This is a genomic window from Stenotrophomonas sp. G106K1, from assembly GCF_037969685.1.
Classification (GTDB): Bacteria; Pseudomonadota; Gammaproteobacteria; order Xanthomonadales; family Xanthomonadaceae; genus Stenotrophomonas; species Stenotrophomonas lactitubi.
Genome location: NZ_JBBPFR010000004.1, coordinates 138,607 through 154,838, shown reverse-complemented (window position 1 = coordinate 154,838; position 16,232 = coordinate 138,607). Strand labels below are relative to the sequence as shown.

The window sequence follows — 16,232 nt, the reverse complement described above, 5'->3', positions numbered from 1 at the left end:
TCAGTGCCTCGCCTTGGCCAGCACCCAGGCCGGGATCGGCTTGAGGCCCTTCACCAGGCCCAGCGCGGCCATCACCCGCAGGCCATACCAGCTGATGTCGATCTCCCACCAGCGGAAGCCCTGGCGCGCGGTGCCGGGGAAGAAGTGATGGTTGTTGTGCCAGCCCTCGCCGAAGGTCAGCAGGGCCAGCCACAGGTTGTTGCGGCTGTCATCGCGGGTCTCGAAGCGGCGCCGGCCGAAGCGGTGCGCCAGCGAATTGATGGTGACCGTGGCATGGAACAGCACAACGGTGGAGATGAAGAAGCCCCATACCAGCAGCTGCGGGCCGCTGGTGTGCAGCGCCGGGGCCACGCGCTCCAGTACCGCACCGAGGCCGTACAGCGCAGCGGCCAGCAACACGGGCACCACGGTGTCGAACCGGTCCAGCCAGCGCAGCTCGGGGTACCGGGCCAGATCGGGAATACGCTGCAGATCGGTGGCAAAGGCGCCGCGGGTGAGGAACCATCCCATGTGGCTGCGCCAGAATCCGCCCTGGCGTGGGGAATGCGGGTCCTGCGGTTGATCCGCGTGGCGGTGGTGATGGCGGTGGTGGGCTGCCCACCAGAGGGGGCCACGCTGCACGCTGGCGGCACCGATGACGGCGAACACGAACTGCACGGTGCGCGATGCCTCGAAGGTGCGGTGAGAGAAGTAGCGGTGATAGAACGCAGTGATGGCGAACATCCTGATTGCGTACAGGAACACTGCGATCGCAACCGCCGTCCAGGACACACCCACCCAGATCACCCCGAGGCAGGCCACATGCAGCAGCGCGAAGGGCAGGGCGCGCAGCCAGTCGATGCGGTCACCCTGACCGCCGTCGGCCGCCACTTCGCTTCCGGCATCGGTATCGAACCAGCGCTGGAAGGTGCGCAACAGGCGCGAACGTCTGCGGAGTGGAGGCGCTGCGGATGCCATGGACGGAAGCCCGAGGGAGTCGATTGCCTACCTCTACGTGTTGTGGTGCCGGTTGGATGCAGACAATTGCACTCGACTACGTTTTCACTTGGCCGTAACAACGCAGCTCGATACCAGCGGTCGCTGCAGCTCGTTGCGCCAGCGCTGCTCCGGTTGTTCCGTTGCGGGTGCCGAGAAACGCACGGTCACCTGCGGATAATCGCCACGTGCATCGCGCAGATTGCTTGTACCTCGGAACTCCAGTAGACGGCGATCGGCATCGGCGTAGACGAGCGAAAGACGCGGCGCCACCGCCCCGAACCAGGTGTCAAGGCGGACATCCACCGCATGGGCGGCAAGCCCTTGCCAGCGCATCGGGCCGCGGTACTGCACCTGCACGGGATAGAAGCGCTGCCGCCCGGGCACCAGAAAAGGCAGGCTGACCGGCGTACCACCCATCAGCGTCCGCCAGTGGGCCCGTACGGCGGCATCGAAACCGGCATCTATCACGGCATCCGGCGGTAGAGGCAGCTGCTTCGTTCGTGAAGGCGCGGACCTGTCTTCTTTCCAGTCGACCTGGACACCGTCGCGGCTGACCACCACGCGGGCCGCTTGACCGCTGCGGGCGTCCTGCAGCACATAGCCCCGCGCCTGGGCCCGCACGGCGGCGGGCATCTGCTTGCGGGCGAAAGGCTGCCCAGCAGGGCACAGGTATTCCACCCAGCGCTCGCTGCCATCGCCGGCCCCGCGCTGCCAATGCACTTCGCGGTAGGCGGTGGTTCCATTGGGCAGGGTGGCAACGCCCTCCGAACGCAACAGCGGCGCCGCACCGACGGCGCAGGGGGCGACCATCAACAACCAGGCAGCACGCATCGGGACGATCCATGGGAGACTTGCCCGCCTGTACGGGCGCCGGCACCGACTGGATGCACGCTGGCGCCCATCCCGGGTGCATCCAACTGGCGCTGCTGTGCGTAGAGACAAACACTCCTCTTCACTCAACGGCTGCCCCCGCCGATGTACCGTCCACCCGCCAGCCCCTCTCTTTCCTTCGACACCGCGCGGATCGTGTCCAGTTCACAGCAGCCCAGCAACGAGCCGACGAACTGGAATGGCGAGATGGACGGTGTCGCCCGGCTGCGCGACCGTGACTGTTTCATGCGCATCTACGACCATTTCATGCCGCGCCTGTGCATCTACCTGCGCGGCCTTGGCGCACCTGCAGCGGTGGCCGAAGAGCTGGCCCAGGAGTGCCTGCTGCGCCTTTGGCTGCGTGCGTCAGAATTCGACCCTGCGCAGGGCGCGCTGAGCACCTGGCTGTACCGCATCGGCCGCAACCTGCACATCGACCGCGTGCGCCGTGAGCGCAGCTGGATGCAGGTGCAGGAGGCGGTGGAGGATGCTGCCGCTGGAGATGTCAGCGAACGCAGCAGCGCCGAGCAGTTTGCCGACCATGCCCGCCTGCGCCAGCGCATCAATGAACTGCCAGCCACGCAGGCGCGCCTGGTGCGGATGTCCTATTTCGAGGCCAAGAGCCACAGCGAGATCGCACAGGCGCTGGGCATGCCGCTGGGTACGGTCAAATCGCACCTGCGACGAGCGTTCCTGCAGTTGCAGTCGAAGGTCGGGGGTGCACCATGAATCCGCGCCACCATCTGCATGAGTCGACACTGATGAGCTACGCCGCCGGCGCCCTGCCGACGCCCTTGAGCATCGTCGCCGGTACGCATCTGGAACAGTGCCCGCACTGCCGCCAGCGCCTGCGTGAGGCCGAGGCCATCGGTGCTGCACTGCTGGAGCAGACCCAGCCGCCGGCAGCTGAGGCGCGGAGGGCAGGGCTGCGCGAGGCAATGCTTGCGCAGCTCGGTGGGGACCACGCAGGCATCGTACCGAGCCCGCCGCGATCGATGCCGCCGGAACGGCCCGAGGCCGACCCGGACCATCTGCCGAAGTCGCTGCATCCTTACTTTGGCAATTCGCTGGGTCGGCTGCACTGGCGCTGGATGGCCCCCGGTGTGCATTGCATCCGTGCCGAGCAGATGCCTTCGCTGATCATGCTGAAGATCGCGCCGGGCAAATGCCTGCCGATGCACAGCCATGGCCGCAGCGAACTCACCCAGATCCTGCGAGGTTCCTACAATGATGCGCTGGGGTTGTTCGCGCCCGGCGATGTTGCCGACCTGGATGAGGACGTCGAACACCAGCCGGTAACGGCGCCAGGCGTATCGTGCATCTGCGTGTCCGCGCTGGATGCGCCGCTGGTGTTCAGTGGTTGGCTGGCACGGAAGATCCAGCGCTTCGTGAAACTCTAGGCTTCTTCAAGGTCAACGCATGCACCAGACACGTCCGCTGCGGATTCTGCTGACCGGTGCGACCGGACTGGTCGGGCAGGGTGTTGCCCGTGCCTGCCTCGCTTCGCCACAGGTGGCGCGGACCGCAGCCCTGGTCCGCAGCCAGGCCGGGCTGGACGCGCGGATCGAGCAGATCGTGCTGGCGGATTTCCAGCATGCCCGTGATGTGCGCCCGCAGCTGGACGGATTCGACGCGTGTTTCTATTGTGCCGGCGCACCGCCGGTCGGCACCGCCGAGGACGAGTATCGGAAGGTGACGCTCGATGCCACCCTCGCCGTGGCTGCAGCATGGGCCGAAGCGAATCCGGATGGCCGGTTCCTGTATGTCTCCGGCGCCCATGCCAATCCCCACAGCCGGATCGTGCCCCTGCGCATCAAGGGTGAGACCGAGGCCGCGTTGGCGCAGCTCGCGGTGCGCACTGTCATGCTGCGTCCTGCCGGGGTGCGCCCGGTGGCGGGAACCGGCACCCGTCATGCGGCGTTGAAGCCGCTGTATCGCTTTGGCGGCCCCTTGATGGCGGTGGCGGGCCGCGTCCTTCCTTCGCTGGTGACCAGCAACGAGGCCATCGGCCGCGCGATGATCGTGCTGACGACGATGCCTGAGCCGCCAGCAGTGCTGGAATGCGCGCAGATCAATCGGCTGGGTGCCGCCGCTGCAGCCTGATGGGGGCGGTGCACATCTGCTGCACATCGCGCGCACTACAGTCGTGGCTCATCCTTCTGTGACGCATCGACGTGAACCTGCAGCCATCGTCCTCTCCGCTTCGCCCATCGCGCCCCGCGCCTGACAACGGCCGCTTTGATCTGCTGGATGTCAACGCACTGCAGGATCCCGGCAGCGGCCGCATCGTCCATCTGTATTCGCTGGTGGCGCGCTGCCTGTCCTGCGAGCTGGTGTTCAAGGCGGAGGAAGGCGATGGGCTTGTGAGCACCTCTGCCGCACGTGTGCTGCGCTGCCCCACCGGCTGCGGTGAGCAGGCCTTCAGGGGCAGCGCCCTGCGTCAGTGGCGGCCTGCGGCGCAGGGCCTTGAGGCATCGCTCGGTTAAAGCACGGCCGGATTGGCCTGCCACACTGCGTAGTTGAGCGCGCTGGCGAACGCCACCCATGCCAGGTAGGGCAGCAGCAGCCACGCCGCTGCCGGGCGCACGCGATGGAAGGCGACTGCCGTGGCCACGATCAGCACCAGCAACACCAGGATGTCAGCAAACGCCAGCGCCCCCTGTTTCCAGCCGAAGAACAGCCAGCTCCACAGCACATTGAGCGCCAGCTGCAGCAGGTAGAGCACCAGCGCAGGCGCGGCCGCACGCCATCCGCCCTGGCGCCAGACCAGCCACGCGGCCAGCGCCATCAGCGCGTACAGCAGCGTCCACACCGGGCCAAACACGCTGGCAGGCGGCGCCCATGCCGGCAACGTGAGGCCTGCGTAGAACTCCGCTGCAGAAATGGAGGCGCGCGCGCCCAGCGCGGCGGCAAGAAAAGTAACGATGGCCCAGCCCAGAAGACCAACTGCCTGCCTTCGGACGTTCATGGTGTATCTCCTCCAGCATCTGTGCGGACTGCGATAGTGCGTTGTACGCAGATGCGTCGCGACTGGATGCAGCCTTCCGGTCAGTCGGCCGCGCCACCGGCGCTGGACTGCGCAGGGGCTGGCAACAACGCAGGGCGACCGTCGAACCACTCCCGCGCGCCGGCCAGATGCCATTGCCGGCGCTGGCCATCCAGTTCGATGCCGGCGCCCAGCAGGCCCCAGCGCAGGTAGAGGTCGCCGCGCTTGCGCTGCTTCAGTAGATCCAATCGCGCACGCAGCGAAAGCCGCTCGTTTTCCGCCTGCAGTCCATCCAGCACCAAGTGCCCGGACCGCCAGCGCAGTCGGGTGTGCGCGTCGACCTGGCCGGAATCGAGCAGGGACAACGCCCAGCGTGGGTAATCGCTGCGCTCGGCGAACAGCGCCAGCAGAGGGCCCGCATCACGCATGGCGAGATCCGCACGCGCGTCCACCTGGAAGGGGGACTGCGCATCGATGTCGCCGCGGGCGATGGTGACCCGACCCCACCATGGTTGTGGTCGCTGCTGGTCACCCACCTGGACATTGCGCAGCTCGATCACGCTCCCGCCCAGATCGAACCGGCGCTGGCTGAAATCGCCGCGTCGCAGCCTGCCATCCACGCGCGCGTCGCCCTGCAGGTCGAGCCCCGCCATCTGCAGGCGTGCGCGTTGACTGCGCAGGCGGACGATGCCGTTGCCGACCCGTCCCAGGGTATCAAGTTCAACGTCGCCGCTGACCTCGCCAGCGCCTCCCTGCAGCCGGACCTGGCCGTTGCCCAGGTAGCGGTTGTAGGCGGTGAGGTCTGGAATGCTCGCATCGTCGAAGCGCAGCTGCGCGCGCACCCCCTTGCGCAGTTCGCGCAGACGGCCGTCACCGGTGAGTGTCAGCGCCAGATCGCGACCATCGAACAAGGTGGCACCTTTGGCGCCGCCCGCACGGGCGCTGAACGTAGGAAGCGTCACCGCCAGTACGGCGCGCGTCGGCGTTCCGGCCTGCAGTTGTCCATGGGCGCTGGCCGTTCCCTGCATGTGCACGCCGGCCACCTCGGCCACCGCCCGCGCCGCCGGAATATCGACGCTGCTGCCGGCGACCAGCTCGCCGTTCTGCAGGCGCAGGTCCGCGCGCAGCACGCCGCCGCCCTGCAGCTGGAACCAGGGCTTCTGCACGAACAGCGCGGGAATCCAGTTGAGCGAGGTGAAGGTCCATTCGCCCTTGACCGTGCCAGAGGTGCGTTCCAGCACCTCGCTGGGTTCGGCAAATGGAATGTGTCGCCCGGCGATGATCAGATCCGCATCCAGTGCAGCACCGGTGCCACCGCGCTGCGGCAATCGCGCCTGCAGACGGATATCGCGAGCGGCATCCAGCTGTATCGCCAGCGTTCCACGGTCCGGTGCGCCGGCCCCTACCTGCAATGGAACCCGCCAGACGGCATGGCTGCCCGGCTGCAGCGCGCCCTGGTCCATGGTGATCAAGGCCTGCAGCTGCCCCGGTACGGCCGCGCTGGCAACCGCAGGTCGTTGCGCGTCCGTATCCAGGCGCAACCCCTGGCTGCGCGCCTGCATCTCCAGCACCGCATGCAGCAGGCCCAGTTTTTCCAGGCCTGGCGCCTGGTCGCGGTAGTGCCGTGGATAGGAGAACTGCGACTTCAACTGCATGTCGCCAAGCAGCTGGGTGCCGTCGAGGTTGACATCGGCATCAGTGAAAGCCACCTCCGAGTCCAGCAGCTCCGATGGCCCGCCGCGCAGCTGCTTGACGAAGCCGACAGTGCCGCTGCCCTGGCCGACGATCAGCAGCTTGCCGGCGCGGAAGCTGCGGATGCTGTCGCTGTGAATGGCATCGAATCGCAACGTCCAGCCGCGATCACTGCGCGGTGGTGAGGGAATGGCCTCATCCACCCGCGAGATCTCGGCGGCTACACCGGTCGCGTGCAGCGACGGCACGCGCACTTCACGCTGGAACAGTGGCAGCAACGCCAGGCGCGCACCGGCCCGGTCTGCGCGCAGCACATACACCGTGTGATTGACGTGGCCGCGCATCTGTACGTTCCAGGCGATGACATGTCCAGGCAGCAGCGTGATCGCGGGCCCGGTGGTCATCACGAACTTGTGCGGCTTGCGATTGGTGGCCTGATCGAACAGCGGCGTATTGAGAAAGACATTGCCCGCGAGCAGGTACAACAGATACAGGCCCAGCAGGACGGTCAGCAGCTTGCGGCCGTGACGGAACCATCGCTGCGGCAGGGCGAGGGAGCGGGGCATGGACCCTCGGCGTGGAATGAGATGACCATCACTATCGTGGATGCCGCTGTGGCGCGATGTGAACGTGCTGCGCACGCTGCGCCCTATAATCAGCGTGTCTCTGTTCAAGGAGGTCACGGCATGAATGCCCAGACCAGCAAGGAAGGCGCAACCCCGGATGCGCTGCGCGATGCCGCCACGGCGTCGTTCGATCCGGCTTATACCTCGGCCAACAGCGAGATCCGCGCTGCCGCCGGCGGTTACTCGGTTACGTTGAACCAGGGTGACGGCGCGTTGAAGGTGGGCGCCGAGCAGAAGCGCGCAGCGTCCAGTCTTGCATCGCAGTTCCAGGGCACGTCGCTGAACATGGCCGGCAGCCCGACAGCCGACGGTGGCAGGGACTACCTGCTGACGATGGAGTCGGTGGTCGGTGCAAGCGTGAAGGGCGCCGGCTTCCAGGACACCAGCAGCACGGGTGTACGCGGGCGCTACAGGGTCACCCTGCCCAGCGACGCGGTGGACGTCGATCCCACCCGCATCAATCCTTTCGATCCACAGACCATTCCCAACGGCGGCAGCGTCACCCTGGATGGCCAGCAGTTCACCGGCACTGCACTGGAAGGCAGTTTCCGCAACATCGCCATGCAAAGCCAGACGACCGAGGCGAGCGGTGCCAGCTACCGCGTGGATCGCCTGGATGATGGCCGGGTGCGCGTCACCACCGGGCCGAACGAGGCAGTTGAAGCCTTCAACGGCATGGGATTCAACGCAGGCAGGTTCAGCGCGATTGCCGGTCGCCAGGATGCGCTCGGTCATTCGGCTGTTCGCACTGCGACCTTCGACATCAATCAACCCGAGGGCCGCCAAGCCTATGAACAGTTCATCGACAACGGCACGCTGAACAGCCAGACCGCAGGCGTGCAGGATCTGGCCACGGTCGAGCGGCTGGGCATGAGTTCGCAGACGCGGCTGAAGGTCGGCTACGGCGACACGTTTGGTGTCGACCTGGCCGGTGCACGCAACAGCGGCGACGTGGTGCAGGTCAGCCGCGAAGACGGCAGCCGCACCGAACTGCGCAGCGTGCAGTACAACGGCAACCTGCCGGCAACCCGGGTCAGCGCTTACGGCGCCGATGGCCAAGAGGATACGGCGCAGCGCCGCTACGAATTCACCTTCGACCTGCGCGGGCATGCGCAGGGCGGGCAGATTGCCGGGATGGTCAACGCGGCGCTGTCCGGCGACCCCGCCGGCGATCGCGGGCCGATGAAGGCCGGCGAGCTGAACACCCTGAGCTTCAGCGAGGCCCAGATGCGCACGCTGATGGAGCGCACCCAGTCGATGGTCAAGGACAACCCGATGCTGGGGTCATCGTGGCAGGTGCTTGCCGAGGACGGCAGCGGCAAGCCGCAGCAGGATGTGGATGCCTTTGCCTTGGGGCTGGCGCGCAACCAGGGGCAATCCACCTACGGCATGGCCGAGCGCATGTTCCACATTGCCGCGGCGGGCGGCAAGGATCTGCAGAAGATCGACGCGGCGGTGCAGGGCGAGCACCTGCAGTCACTGGCGCCGCCGTCACCGCTGCTGCCGCGGCAGGATCCGCGGCACGCCGCCAATCCGGACCATGGCCTGTGGCTGCAGAGCCAAGGCGCGGTCAGCAGCCTCGACCAGGCGATGGGGCGCCAGCCCGATGAGATGAGTGAACGGCTGGGGATGGCGCTGCTGGTCGCGGCCAAGGACAAGGGCATGCAGCGGATCGACGAGGCCGTGCTCAGTGACGATGGCCGCTATGCATTTGCAGTGCAGGGCCAGCCGCACGCCGCGGATCGCCAGATCGCCCGCACCGAGACCGCGCAGGCGGTGGCTATGCCGGTCGAGGACCAGATACGTAAGCTGCAGGACGTACCCGGGCGGACCGACGCCACCCAGCAGGATGCGCAGCAACAGGAGCAGGCCGTACAGGAACAGACCGCGCGGGCCATGGCGCGCTGACGCGCGCACGGGGCCAGCCGCCTGCCGGGCACGGTCACCGCGCGAAGGAGCCCTGTGGCGGGCACTGGCGCTCGGCCGAATCGACGACCATGCCCAGGTAGGGTTCGCCGATGCCCTGTGCGGCCAGCAGCCGGCGTTGCCACGCTTTCGTGGCGGGCACGTCGCTGCTGAGGCAGGCATGGCGGGCTGCCGCCTCCAGGTTCCATGCAGTGGGGTACTCGGCCAGGATGTCTTCCCAGCCCTGCCGCATCAGCGGCCAGTCGACTGCCGAGTTCTGGAACAGCTGCTGCCCCGACACGCTTTCGCTGACCGAGGCGTACAGGCGTGCATACAGGCTGGCGCGGCGGCGCTTGGATGTTCGTGCGATGGCATGCCGGGCGAAGGCTTCCATCTGCTGCGCATCGCCCTGCCAGTGCGGGGTGAAACGCTGCATTGCGATCAGATACAGCGGGTCATAGTCGGGAAACAGCCTGCTGCCTTCGTCGACCAGCGCCATGAAGGCTGCTTCGTCCACCCCTTGCCGCAACGCGATCAGGAGGGACATTTCGTACCAGTCTTGCGGAAGCGCTCGGCCATGGCATCCAGGGCCTTGAAGTCGTCGGCGTCCATCAGCGGCGCTACCTGCTCGCACAGGGCCAGTGAATCGGGATCTTCCGCAGCCCGGGCGGGCGAAACGGAAAGACAGGCCACGCTCAACAGCGTGCCGACGAAGTGCATCCTGCGCATCGGGGTCATCCTTGAAGTTGGGGGGGCCGGGAGCGGCTTCAGGCTGGCTGCGGCAGGCGCAGTATCCCACTGCCCGCTATCCATCGGAAGCGCCGCCGCCTTCTGCGCTACGCTGGGCGCATGTCCCAGAGCCCCGAACTGCTGCGCCGCCTGTTGCGCGCCAAGGACCACATCGACCGGGCCAGCCACGAAGACTGGCCGGTGGCACGGCTGGCGCAGGTCAGCGCGGTCTCTACAGCCCATTTCGCGCGTTCCTTCAAGGACGCCTTCGGGATGCCGCCGCACCGCTATCTGCTCAGTCGGCGCATCGAGCGCGCGGTGGCTCTGCTGCGCGATACCGACCTGCCGATCACCGGGATCGCACTGCAGACCGGCTGGACCAGCCTGGGCACCTTCGGCCGGGTCTTCCGCGATATCACCGGCGACAGCCCCGGCGTCGTCCGCGACCGTGAGCGCGCCCATGCTCCGGTGCAGGGCCCGGTACCGGAGTGTCATGCGCGTGCTGCACAGCGCCCGGACCTGAAGATCGCAGTTTCGGAGAAGCGCCGCCGCAGCGGCCTTGTTAGCGTAGATCCCACCTGAGGGAGGATCCTATGACTGGCATGGTGAATGTGGTCGGCCTGTATGTGCACGACCAGGACGCAGCGCTCGATTTCTACGTCAACGCGCTCGGCTTCAAGGTGCACACCGACGTGGGCAACGGCGACTATCGCTGGCTTACCGTGCATTCGGGCGACGAGGGTGGCTTCCAGCTCGGGCTGTTCAAGCCGGGACCGCCGGTGCACGACGCGGCCACTGCGCTGACCCTGCAGCAGATGGTGGCCAAGGGCGCGATGCCACCGCTGGTGCTGGCGGTGGACGACTGCCGCGCCAGCTACGAACAACTGCTGGCCCGTGGCGTGGAATTCACCCAGGAGCCGGTGGAGCGTTACGGTGCGGTGGATGCCGGGCTCCGTGACCCTTCCGGCAATGGCTGGAAGATGATCGAGCGTCCCGTGAAGCCTGCCGCGAGTAAGTCTCGATGAGGGCCGGTGGCTGGGCGCGTCCCGTGCATCGCTGGACCTCGATCATCTTCACCCTGGCCGTGATCGCCAACTTCGTGGCGCGCGGGATGGGGCAGGGCGAGCCGCCGGCGTGGATCACGTACTCGCCGCTGCCGCCGTTGTTCCTGCAGCTGTTCACCGGGCTGTATCTGTTTGCGCTGCATTGCCGGTGCGGAGTGCCAGGGGCGCGCGCCGGGGCTGCGCCTTGAGATGCGCCAGCAGAGATCATCCAGGCCGAGCTGCCAGACGCGATAGGCCCGGCGGAGCGCACTCCGTCGGGCCATCGGGGGCTCAGCTCAGATCGCATCCGCTCGGCAGCGGCCAGCTGGCGCTGGGCAGCATGTTCTTCAGCGACGCCGGCGCGTTGATCGCCACATAGCTGGCGCCCAGCAGTTCTTCCAGGTCGGCGATGGTGACCAGATAGCTGTCCAGGCTGCCCAGTCCCGTTTCATTGGGAATGATCCAGCTGATGGCCTTGGCGGTACCGGTGTTCGGATCCTTGGTGATGATCGTTTTCCAGAAGAATTCCGGGGTTGGAATGCCGTGGCTGGTCAGGAAATGGTCATTGGATGCATCGCCGTAGACAACGCCGCCATAGACGTCGACCGGGGCGATGTCCCGATAGCATTCGGCCACGTTCTCGGCCTTGACCCAGATGCCTTGGTTGAAGCTGGAAACCTGCGGCACGATGTTGGTCATGTAGTTGGCGCGACGGATGTAAGTGGCGTCGGAGTCCATGTGATTGGACGTCACCAGGTGGCCGCGGTCATAGCCGGACTGCACGCTGGCATAGGAGGCCGTGCTGGTCTGGCCGAGGCACCCGGCCGGCAGCTCCGGGTCCTTGTAGAAGCTGGACGGGCGGGCAGCCGAGCCGGTGTCCGCCACCAGCGTGTATTCGTAGCGGGTCGCACTGTGGATGCTGCAGTCATAGGTCAATACAAACCCGCCCTTGTTGAGGGTCACGACCTGGGCATGTGCGACCCCGGCAAAGGTGCTGAAGACAAGGGCAAGGAAGAACGTGGCAAGGCGCATTGCGGATCTCCATGGGTATGGGCAAGGCGCAGCCGTCCACCACGGCAGGCCAGGCCTTTCCGTGTGAAGGACGATGCGGTGACAGGGACTGGGGACGCGATCCGGCCGTGGCCGGTACTGCCTGGGGTCTCGACCGCTCAAGGGCGTTACGAACGCTGTCGCGGTGTCGTTAGCGTCATTTGTTGACGCCAGCAGGTCAACGAGCAACGTGCGAAGGTGTGACTGCGCGCAAGCACTGGGCCCCTGTCAGACCAGGGCGCCCATGCATGAAAAGAAGACCTGCTAATGGCGTGGCCGTTGCGTGGGCGCTGCCCGGTTACAGGGCGTTGGCCGAGGGCAAGCGTGGCCCATGATGGGCAGCGCTGCCGCAGGGAGTGGAAGAGGCCGGGCAGGAGCGGGCTGCCTTGAGATCAACCGCCCACCCGGGAAAGCAGGCAGTGGCCGATCCGCACGCAATGGCCATCCATTCTTGACGCCGCCTTGGCGCCGGGCGTGGATACTGCCGCCGTCGTTTGCCGAGGAGGATCGAGAATGGGTAGCGCCGAGACCGTCAAGACACCACGCATCCTGCGTGTGGAGGTGATGCCGCTGGACTGCGGGGAAACCGCAGTGGTGGTGGAGCTGGCATCGGCTCCGGGCAGAGCCTGGGAGAAGGCGCTGAAACGCGTTCTCTCCGAGACCGAGGGGCTCGAATCGGCGCAGTCGCGCTGCGATGGCCGCTTCGTCTACATCATCGGTATCGAGCCCGGTGGCCGCGGCACACTTCATCGCGTGAACCAGGTGCTGGCCGCCATCCACGAACGCGTTGCGCCACGCAATGGACATTCCATGCCAGCCATGCCAGCGCGGCAGCCGCCGAACGGTGGAATGGTCAGCGCCAGCCTCTGAGCAGCAAGGGGCGATGCCGAGCAGCGCCCCCTCGGTAGGCCGGCCATGGCCGGTTGCGTGCTTCACGCCGCGGCCGACGTGTATTCACCGCACCGCTACGGTCCCGCCATCACCGTAGCGCAATGGCACTTGAATCTCATGCCCCATACTCGGGGCACCGCGTCGCCGTCGGCTGCGCAGGATGGTCGCTGCCCACCGATGTCGCCCACACGTTCGGCACGGGCGACAGCGCGCTGCAGCGTTACGCATCGCGCTTTCCGATCGTGGAGATCAACTCGTCGTTCTACCGACCACATCAGCCTGCCACCTACGCTCGCTGGGCGGCGAGCGTGCCGGACGATTTCCGCTTCTCGGTGAAAATGCCGCAGGCGATCTCCCATGTCGCACGCCTGCGCGGCGCTGCGCCGTTGCTGGACCCCTTCCTTCACGCGGTGGCGCATCTCGGTGATCGGCTGGGCGCGTTGTTGCTGCAGCTGCCACCCAGTCTGGCCTACGACGGCCGCACCGCGTCAGCCTTCTTCCGGGCCTTGCGTCGGCGTACCGCGACGCCCATGGCGTGCGAGCCCCGCCACCCCAGCTGGTTCGACGCAAAGGCCGATGCGCTGCTGGAAGAGCATGACATTGCACGGGTCGCGGCCGATCCCGCGCGGGTTGCAGGGGCTGACCAGCCGGGCGGAGCCAGGCACTGGAGCTACTGGCGTTGGCACGGGCAACCGCGGATCTACTACAGCGGGTACCAGCAGCCGGAGCTGTGCAGGCTGGCCGGCGCAGCAACACAGGCCGCCGGGTCGGGTGGGGCCTGGGTCATCCTCGACAACACGGCACACGGCCATGCCGTTCCCAACGCACTGCAACTGCAGGCCGTGCTGGAGCACGCCAATGCCTGAAGGTCCCTCCATCGTGCTGCTGCGCGAGGCCGCCGCCAGGTTCAAAGGGAAGACGGTCCGCGAGGTCAGCGGCAACAGCACGCCCTACCTGGCCTGCCTGCAGGGTCGCCGCGTACGGGCGGTGCGCAGTTGGGGTAGGGACTTCCTGCTGGAATTCAGCCACGTCACGCTGCGCTTCGACAATGGCGAACTGAATTTCTACACCTGCCCGGTAGAACTGATCGATCAGCCGCTGGACGAGGTCTACGACTGGCGCGCCGACGTGATGAGCCACCTATGGAATCCCGGGCTCGCACGTCGTCGCCTGAAGTCGATGACCGATGACCGATGACCGATGACCGATGACCGATGACCGATGACCGATGTCCTGGTCTGCGATGCCCTGCTGGACCAGACGCTGTTCTGATGTGCAGTGCACCTGCGCTTACCCGGCCTTCGTGGCTTTGGCGTTGCCGCCGCCACTGGCCAGCAGGGTCAGCTTCTGGTCGGTGGCCTTTTCTTCCTCCAGGGTTTCCAGAAGCAGGGGCACGGCGTCCTTGTATCCCAGCTGCCTGGCCAGCGCGGCAATGGTGCCGTAGGAGGCGATTTCGTAGTGCTCCACTTTCTGTGCGCCGCCGATCAGTGCCGCATCGCGCACGGGGCCCTTGTCGATGCTGTCGATGGCCTCCTTGCCTTCTTCCACCAGCCCCTCCATTGCCGCACACTTGATGCGCTTCAGGCGGATCCCCAACAGCTCGACCACCTGGTCGATACGTTCGATCTGCCCCTGAGTCTCTTCCAGGTGGGTCTCGAACGCAGCGGAGAGGTCAGGATTGTCAGCGGCGCGCGCCAGGCGGGGCAGTGCCTTGGTCAACTGCTTCTCGGCACTGTATATGTCGGAAAGTTCGTGGATGAACAGATCTTCAGCGGTCTTGATGGCCATGGTGTGCTCCGGAACGAAGTGAACCTTCACCGTAGCCGGGATGCCGTTGGGATACGGGGTAGATGCAGTGAACGGCAGATGCCCAACGGGCGTGTGGTGCATGCATCCTGCTCACATCGCCGTGCCCCATCACGGCCAGCGCTGCGTCAGCGCTCACCTGCGGCGACTGCGGGCCGCTCGGCTGCTGCGACATGCGCGCCATCGGCAAAACGCGCGTTGCTGACCGCTTGGTGGGTCCCGCATCTTCCACAGGTGAGAAGCGTGCCACCCGCCACCCGCTTCAGGTCCGCGTCGGCGCGGGACACGTGGTGGCATTGGTTGCAGCGGAAGGTGATCGAGGTGATCCGGTCGAGGCCGTCGCGTGCGTCGGCCGCGTAATCCACTGAAAAGACGTAGAAGAGTCCGGTGTCGGGCATATGGCAATCCTCTTGGGCCACCTCGAACATGCCACCGCACAGGCGTTGTTGGCGTGAATCCTGTCGGGGTCAAGTTTTCACGTCGCGGTGGATCATTCGGTCCAGGACAGTCGCGGCAGAGGCGCCTGAATCGGTGTTCTGGCAGAGGGTCGTTGGCCTATCGCAGGGACGTCCGGCGTGCCCATCTGAGCCAGGCCGGCGACCCATCTGGGTTCAGCGCTTTGCAGGAGACTCCGGCGGGGCATCGTTGCCGCTGCTGGCGCCGGTTCCTGATGCCTGGTCTTCAGAAGCGGCGGTCCCGCTGCCACCGCCGGGCACGTTGCGTGTCGGCTCGCTGCCCGTTGGTGCGGTTTGCCGAACCGCATCGGCATGCTGTGCCTTATCGGTCGGTTCACTTTGATCGCAGGCCGATAATGACATCGTCGCCACGGCACAGAGCAGCAGTAGCCGCATGGCTGGACTCCAGAGTGGGAAAGCCCATGTTTCTAGCGCTGAGGGCGTCGTTCGGGCGTGACGGAGGCGCCCGCTTGCCGGCGGAAATCTACCTCGGTTGATGCTGAAAAGCAGAGCGCTTTGCGGTTCCGCTCCCTCTCCCGCTCACCCCGCGAAGACGAGCAGGTGCGCTACAGTTTCACCCGTAGGTGCCCCCCGCGTCGCGGTCAGGGGCAGCCGAAGACGTGACGCATCAGGAGTCCACATCATGAGTGTTCCCGAGGGATTGGAAGGGAGTGGGCAAGGCCTGACGCGCAGAACCTTCCTGTTGGCGGTCGGCTCGGCTTCGCTGCTGGTTGCCTGCAGTGGCAAGGCGCCAGCGCCCGCTGCCAGTGCCGCCCCTGCGAAGCAGGCGGGCGAGCGCTTTCTGCAGCTCTCGCAGGCGCTGACGGGCAAGACCGATCTCGATCCGGTGACTGCCGGGCGTATCGAAGCCGCATTCGCCAAGCTGTATCCCGAGATGCACGCCCAGTTCCCGGCACTCGCGGCGAAGGCACAACAGGTACAAGGCCCTGAAGCACTGCTGGCGGCGGCGGGCGATGCACGGCCAGCAGCGCTGGCCGTCATCACCGCCTGGTACACCGGCAGCGTCGGCAAGGGCCCGCAGGCCATCACCGTTTCCTATCGCGATGCGCTGATGCAGCGCCCCGTGGACGACGGCCTGTTCCCGCCGACCTACGCACAAGGCGGCCCTGCATGGTGGACGGCTGAACCGCCGGCGGCGGTACGTGCGCACGGCTGAGCCTGCGCTTTCAACTTTTCCGTA

Annotated in this window: 22 protein-coding genes; 12 read left to right on the top strand and 10 right to left on the bottom strand. The window is 66.5% G+C overall.

Translation table 11 applies throughout. The features are described from left to right. Both WKB25_RS05980 and WKB25_RS05975 read right to left on the bottom strand, forming a co-directional pair. Positions 1-957: an acyl-CoA desaturase gene (locus tag WKB25_RS05980; RefSeq protein ID WP_340569336.1), complete on the bottom strand. Its 957-nt coding sequence runs from the start codon at positions 955-957 to the stop codon at positions 1-3. 84 nt (positions 958-1,041) lie between these two features. After that, positions 1,042-1,809 carry a hypothetical protein gene (locus WKB25_RS05975; RefSeq protein WP_340569335.1) on the bottom strand — a complete coding sequence of 256 codons (768 nt, stop codon included), beginning with the start codon at positions 1,807-1,809 and terminating at the stop codon, positions 1,042-1,044. A 144-nt stretch (positions 1,810-1,953) separates the two neighbouring features. On the opposite strand from WKB25_RS05975, the gene WKB25_RS05970 reads away from it, so the two are divergent. The 4 genes from WKB25_RS05970 to WKB25_RS05955 all read left to right on the top strand — a co-directional run bounded on the left by WKB25_RS05970 (position 1,954) and on the right by WKB25_RS05955 (position 4,334). Continuing rightward, on the top strand, positions 1,954-2,577 hold the full coding sequence (locus WKB25_RS05970; RefSeq protein ID WP_180167174.1) for a sigma-70 family RNA polymerase sigma factor: 624 nt from the start codon (positions 1,954-1,956) through the stop codon (positions 2,575-2,577). Beyond that, positions 2,574-3,248: a ChrR family anti-sigma-E factor gene (locus WKB25_RS05965; RefSeq protein WP_340569333.1), complete on the top strand. Its 675-nt coding sequence runs from the start codon at positions 2,574-2,576 to the stop codon at positions 3,246-3,248. Before WKB25_RS05970 ends, WKB25_RS05965 begins: the two co-directional genes overlap by 4 nt. Before the next feature lie 19 nt (positions 3,249-3,267). Then, positions 3,268-3,951, top strand: coding sequence for an NAD(P)H-binding protein (locus WKB25_RS05960; RefSeq protein WP_340569330.1), 684 nt, complete (start codon positions 3,268-3,270; stop codon positions 3,949-3,951). 71 nt (positions 3,952-4,022) lie between these two features. Further along, positions 4,023-4,334 (top strand): hypothetical protein, encoded by a 312-nt coding sequence (locus WKB25_RS05955; protein WP_340569329.1) that lies wholly within the window; start codon positions 4,023-4,025, stop codon positions 4,332-4,334. Here WKB25_RS05955 and WKB25_RS05950 read toward each other — a convergent pair. Then, a complete protein-coding gene (locus WKB25_RS05950) occupies positions 4,331-4,816 on the bottom strand; it encodes a TspO/MBR family protein (RefSeq protein WP_340569328.1) in 486 nt (161 codons plus the stop codon). The genes WKB25_RS05955 and WKB25_RS05950 overlap by 4 nt on opposite strands. Positions 4,817-4,896: 80 nt before the next feature. Further along, a complete protein-coding gene (locus WKB25_RS05945; protein ID WP_340569326.1) occupies positions 4,897-7,092 on the bottom strand; it encodes a hypothetical protein in 2,196 nt (731 codons plus the stop codon). Positions 7,093-7,212: 120 nt separating this feature from the next. Between WKB25_RS05945 and WKB25_RS05940 the strand changes: the two genes are divergently transcribed. Further along, positions 7,213-9,060 carry an XVIPCD domain-containing protein gene (locus WKB25_RS05940; protein WP_340569324.1) on the top strand — a complete coding sequence of 616 codons (1,848 nt, stop codon included), beginning with the start codon at positions 7,213-7,215 and terminating at the stop codon, positions 9,058-9,060. Positions 9,061-9,094: 34 nt separating this feature from the next. Here the strand turns inward: WKB25_RS05940 and WKB25_RS05935 are convergent, their stop codons facing one another. Together WKB25_RS05935 and WKB25_RS05930 are read right to left on the bottom strand one after the other, a co-directional pair. Continuing rightward, positions 9,095-9,604, bottom strand: coding sequence for a hypothetical protein (locus WKB25_RS05935; protein WP_340569322.1), 510 nt, complete (start codon positions 9,602-9,604; stop codon positions 9,095-9,097). Continuing rightward, the gene (locus tag WKB25_RS05930; protein WP_340569320.1) at positions 9,592-9,786 is read right to left on the bottom strand and encodes a hypothetical protein; all 195 of its coding nucleotides are present in this window, start codon (positions 9,784-9,786) and stop codon (positions 9,592-9,594) included. Before WKB25_RS05930 ends, WKB25_RS05935 begins: the two co-directional genes overlap by 13 nt. Before the next feature lie 120 nt (positions 9,787-9,906). Between WKB25_RS05930 and WKB25_RS05925 the strand changes: the two genes are divergently transcribed. The 3 genes from WKB25_RS05925 to WKB25_RS05915 are packed head-to-tail and all read left to right on the top strand — an operon-like array spanning position 9,907 to position 11,038. Then, the gene (locus WKB25_RS05925; protein ID WP_340569319.1) at positions 9,907-10,368 is read left to right on the top strand and encodes an AraC family transcriptional regulator; all 462 of its coding nucleotides are present in this window, start codon (positions 9,907-9,909) and stop codon (positions 10,366-10,368) included. A gap of 11 nt (positions 10,369-10,379) precedes the next feature. Further along, positions 10,380-10,811 carry a VOC family protein gene (locus WKB25_RS05920; RefSeq protein WP_340569318.1) on the top strand — a complete coding sequence of 144 codons (432 nt, stop codon included), beginning with the start codon at positions 10,380-10,382 and terminating at the stop codon, positions 10,809-10,811. Beyond that, on the top strand, positions 10,808-11,038 hold the full coding sequence (locus tag WKB25_RS05915; RefSeq protein WP_340569317.1) for a hypothetical protein: 231 nt from the start codon (positions 10,808-10,810) through the stop codon (positions 11,036-11,038). Before WKB25_RS05920 ends, WKB25_RS05915 begins: the two co-directional genes overlap by 4 nt. Positions 11,039-11,120: 82 nt before the next feature. On the opposite strand, the gene WKB25_RS05910 is transcribed toward WKB25_RS05915, so the two are convergent. Beyond that, positions 11,121-11,861 carry a DNA/RNA non-specific endonuclease gene (locus WKB25_RS05910; protein WP_340569315.1) on the bottom strand — a complete coding sequence of 247 codons (741 nt, stop codon included), beginning with the start codon at positions 11,859-11,861 and terminating at the stop codon, positions 11,121-11,123. 531 nt (positions 11,862-12,392) lie between these two features. Between WKB25_RS05910 and WKB25_RS05905 the strand changes: the two genes are divergently transcribed. From WKB25_RS05905 to WKB25_RS05895, 3 genes are all read left to right on the top strand, one after another. Then, positions 12,393-12,749: a hypothetical protein gene (locus WKB25_RS05905; protein ID WP_340569313.1), complete on the top strand. Its 357-nt coding sequence runs from the start codon at positions 12,393-12,395 to the stop codon at positions 12,747-12,749. Between the two features lie 122 nt (positions 12,750-12,871). Further along, positions 12,872-13,636 carry a DUF72 domain-containing protein gene (locus WKB25_RS05900; protein ID WP_340569311.1) on the top strand — a complete coding sequence of 255 codons (765 nt, stop codon included), beginning with the start codon at positions 12,872-12,874 and terminating at the stop codon, positions 13,634-13,636. Continuing rightward, entirely contained in the window at positions 13,629-13,967 is a 339-nt protein-coding gene (locus tag WKB25_RS05895) for a hypothetical protein (protein WP_340569310.1), read from the top strand. Before WKB25_RS05900 ends, WKB25_RS05895 begins: the two co-directional genes overlap by 8 nt. Positions 13,968-14,060: 93 nt before the next feature. Here the strand turns inward: WKB25_RS05895 and WKB25_RS05890 are convergent, their stop codons facing one another. The 3 genes from WKB25_RS05890 to WKB25_RS05880 form a co-directional block, all read right to left on the bottom strand. Further along, on the bottom strand, positions 14,061-14,558 hold the full coding sequence (locus WKB25_RS05890; protein WP_340569308.1) for a ferritin-like domain-containing protein: 498 nt from the start codon (positions 14,556-14,558) through the stop codon (positions 14,061-14,063). 146 nt (positions 14,559-14,704) lie between these two features. Further along, a complete protein-coding gene (locus WKB25_RS05885) occupies positions 14,705-15,004 on the bottom strand; it encodes a hypothetical protein (RefSeq protein ID WP_340569306.1) in 300 nt (99 codons plus the stop codon). 183 nt (positions 15,005-15,187) lie between these two features. Then, positions 15,188-15,427, bottom strand: a complete 240-nt coding sequence (locus tag WKB25_RS05880) for a hypothetical protein (RefSeq protein ID WP_340569304.1) — start codon at positions 15,425-15,427, stop codon at positions 15,188-15,190. A 247-nt stretch (positions 15,428-15,674) separates the two neighbouring features. Here WKB25_RS05880 and WKB25_RS05875 point away from each other — a divergent pair, with 247 nt between their 5' ends. Beyond that, positions 15,675-16,208 (top strand): sugar dehydrogenase complex small subunit, encoded by a 534-nt coding sequence (locus WKB25_RS05875; protein WP_340569302.1) that lies wholly within the window; start codon positions 15,675-15,677, stop codon positions 16,206-16,208. Positions 16,209-16,232 lie beyond the last annotated feature (24 nt).

Bases quoted from the DNA above. Each gene is read 5' to 3' on its own strand.
- WKB25_RS05980 (WP_340569336.1), bottom strand. From the start codon at position 957: ATGGCATCCGCAGCGCCTCCACTCCGCAGACGTTCGCGCCTGTTGCGC.
- WKB25_RS05975 (WP_340569335.1), bottom strand. From the start codon at position 1,809: ATGCGTGCTGCCTGGTTGTTGATGGTCGCCCCCTGCGCCGTCGGTGCG.
- WKB25_RS05970 (WP_180167174.1), top strand. From the start codon at position 1,954: ATGTACCGTCCACCCGCCAGCCCCTCTCTTTCCTTCGACACCGCGCGG.
- WKB25_RS05965 (WP_340569333.1), top strand. From the start codon at position 2,574: ATGAATCCGCGCCACCATCTGCATGAGTCGACACTGATGAGCTACGCC.
- WKB25_RS05960 (WP_340569330.1), top strand. From the start codon at position 3,268: ATGCACCAGACACGTCCGCTGCGGATTCTGCTGACCGGTGCGACCGGA.
- WKB25_RS05950 (WP_340569328.1), bottom strand. From the start codon at position 4,816: ATGAACGTCCGAAGGCAGGCAGTTGGTCTTCTGGGCTGGGCCATCGTT.
- WKB25_RS05945 (WP_340569326.1), bottom strand. From the start codon at position 7,092: ATGCCCCGCTCCCTCGCCCTGCCGCAGCGATGGTTCCGTCACGGCCGC.
- WKB25_RS05940 (WP_340569324.1), top strand. From the start codon at position 7,213: ATGAATGCCCAGACCAGCAAGGAAGGCGCAACCCCGGATGCGCTGCGC.
- WKB25_RS05935 (WP_340569322.1), bottom strand. From the start codon at position 9,604: ATGTCCCTCCTGATCGCGTTGCGGCAAGGGGTGGACGAAGCAGCCTTC.
- WKB25_RS05930 (WP_340569320.1), bottom strand. From the start codon at position 9,786: ATGCGCAGGATGCACTTCGTCGGCACGCTGTTGAGCGTGGCCTGTCTT.
- WKB25_RS05925 (WP_340569319.1), top strand. From the start codon at position 9,907: ATGTCCCAGAGCCCCGAACTGCTGCGCCGCCTGTTGCGCGCCAAGGAC.
- WKB25_RS05920 (WP_340569318.1), top strand. From the start codon at position 10,380: ATGACTGGCATGGTGAATGTGGTCGGCCTGTATGTGCACGACCAGGAC.
- WKB25_RS05915 (WP_340569317.1), top strand. From the start codon at position 10,808: ATGAGGGCCGGTGGCTGGGCGCGTCCCGTGCATCGCTGGACCTCGATC.
- WKB25_RS05910 (WP_340569315.1), bottom strand. From the start codon at position 11,861: ATGCGCCTTGCCACGTTCTTCCTTGCCCTTGTCTTCAGCACCTTTGCC.
- WKB25_RS05905 (WP_340569313.1), top strand. From the start codon at position 12,393: ATGGGTAGCGCCGAGACCGTCAAGACACCACGCATCCTGCGTGTGGAG.
- WKB25_RS05900 (WP_340569311.1), top strand. From the start codon at position 12,872: ATGGCACTTGAATCTCATGCCCCATACTCGGGGCACCGCGTCGCCGTC.
- WKB25_RS05895 (WP_340569310.1), top strand. From the start codon at position 13,629: ATGCCTGAAGGTCCCTCCATCGTGCTGCTGCGCGAGGCCGCCGCCAGG.
- WKB25_RS05890 (WP_340569308.1), bottom strand. From the start codon at position 14,558: ATGGCCATCAAGACCGCTGAAGATCTGTTCATCCACGAACTTTCCGAC.
- WKB25_RS05885 (WP_340569306.1), bottom strand. From the start codon at position 15,004: ATGTTCGAGGTGGCCCAAGAGGATTGCCATATGCCCGACACCGGACTC.
- WKB25_RS05880 (WP_340569304.1), bottom strand. From the start codon at position 15,427: ATGCGGCTACTGCTGCTCTGTGCCGTGGCGACGATGTCATTATCGGCC.
- WKB25_RS05875 (WP_340569302.1), top strand. From the start codon at position 15,675: ATGAGTGTTCCCGAGGGATTGGAAGGGAGTGGGCAAGGCCTGACGCGC.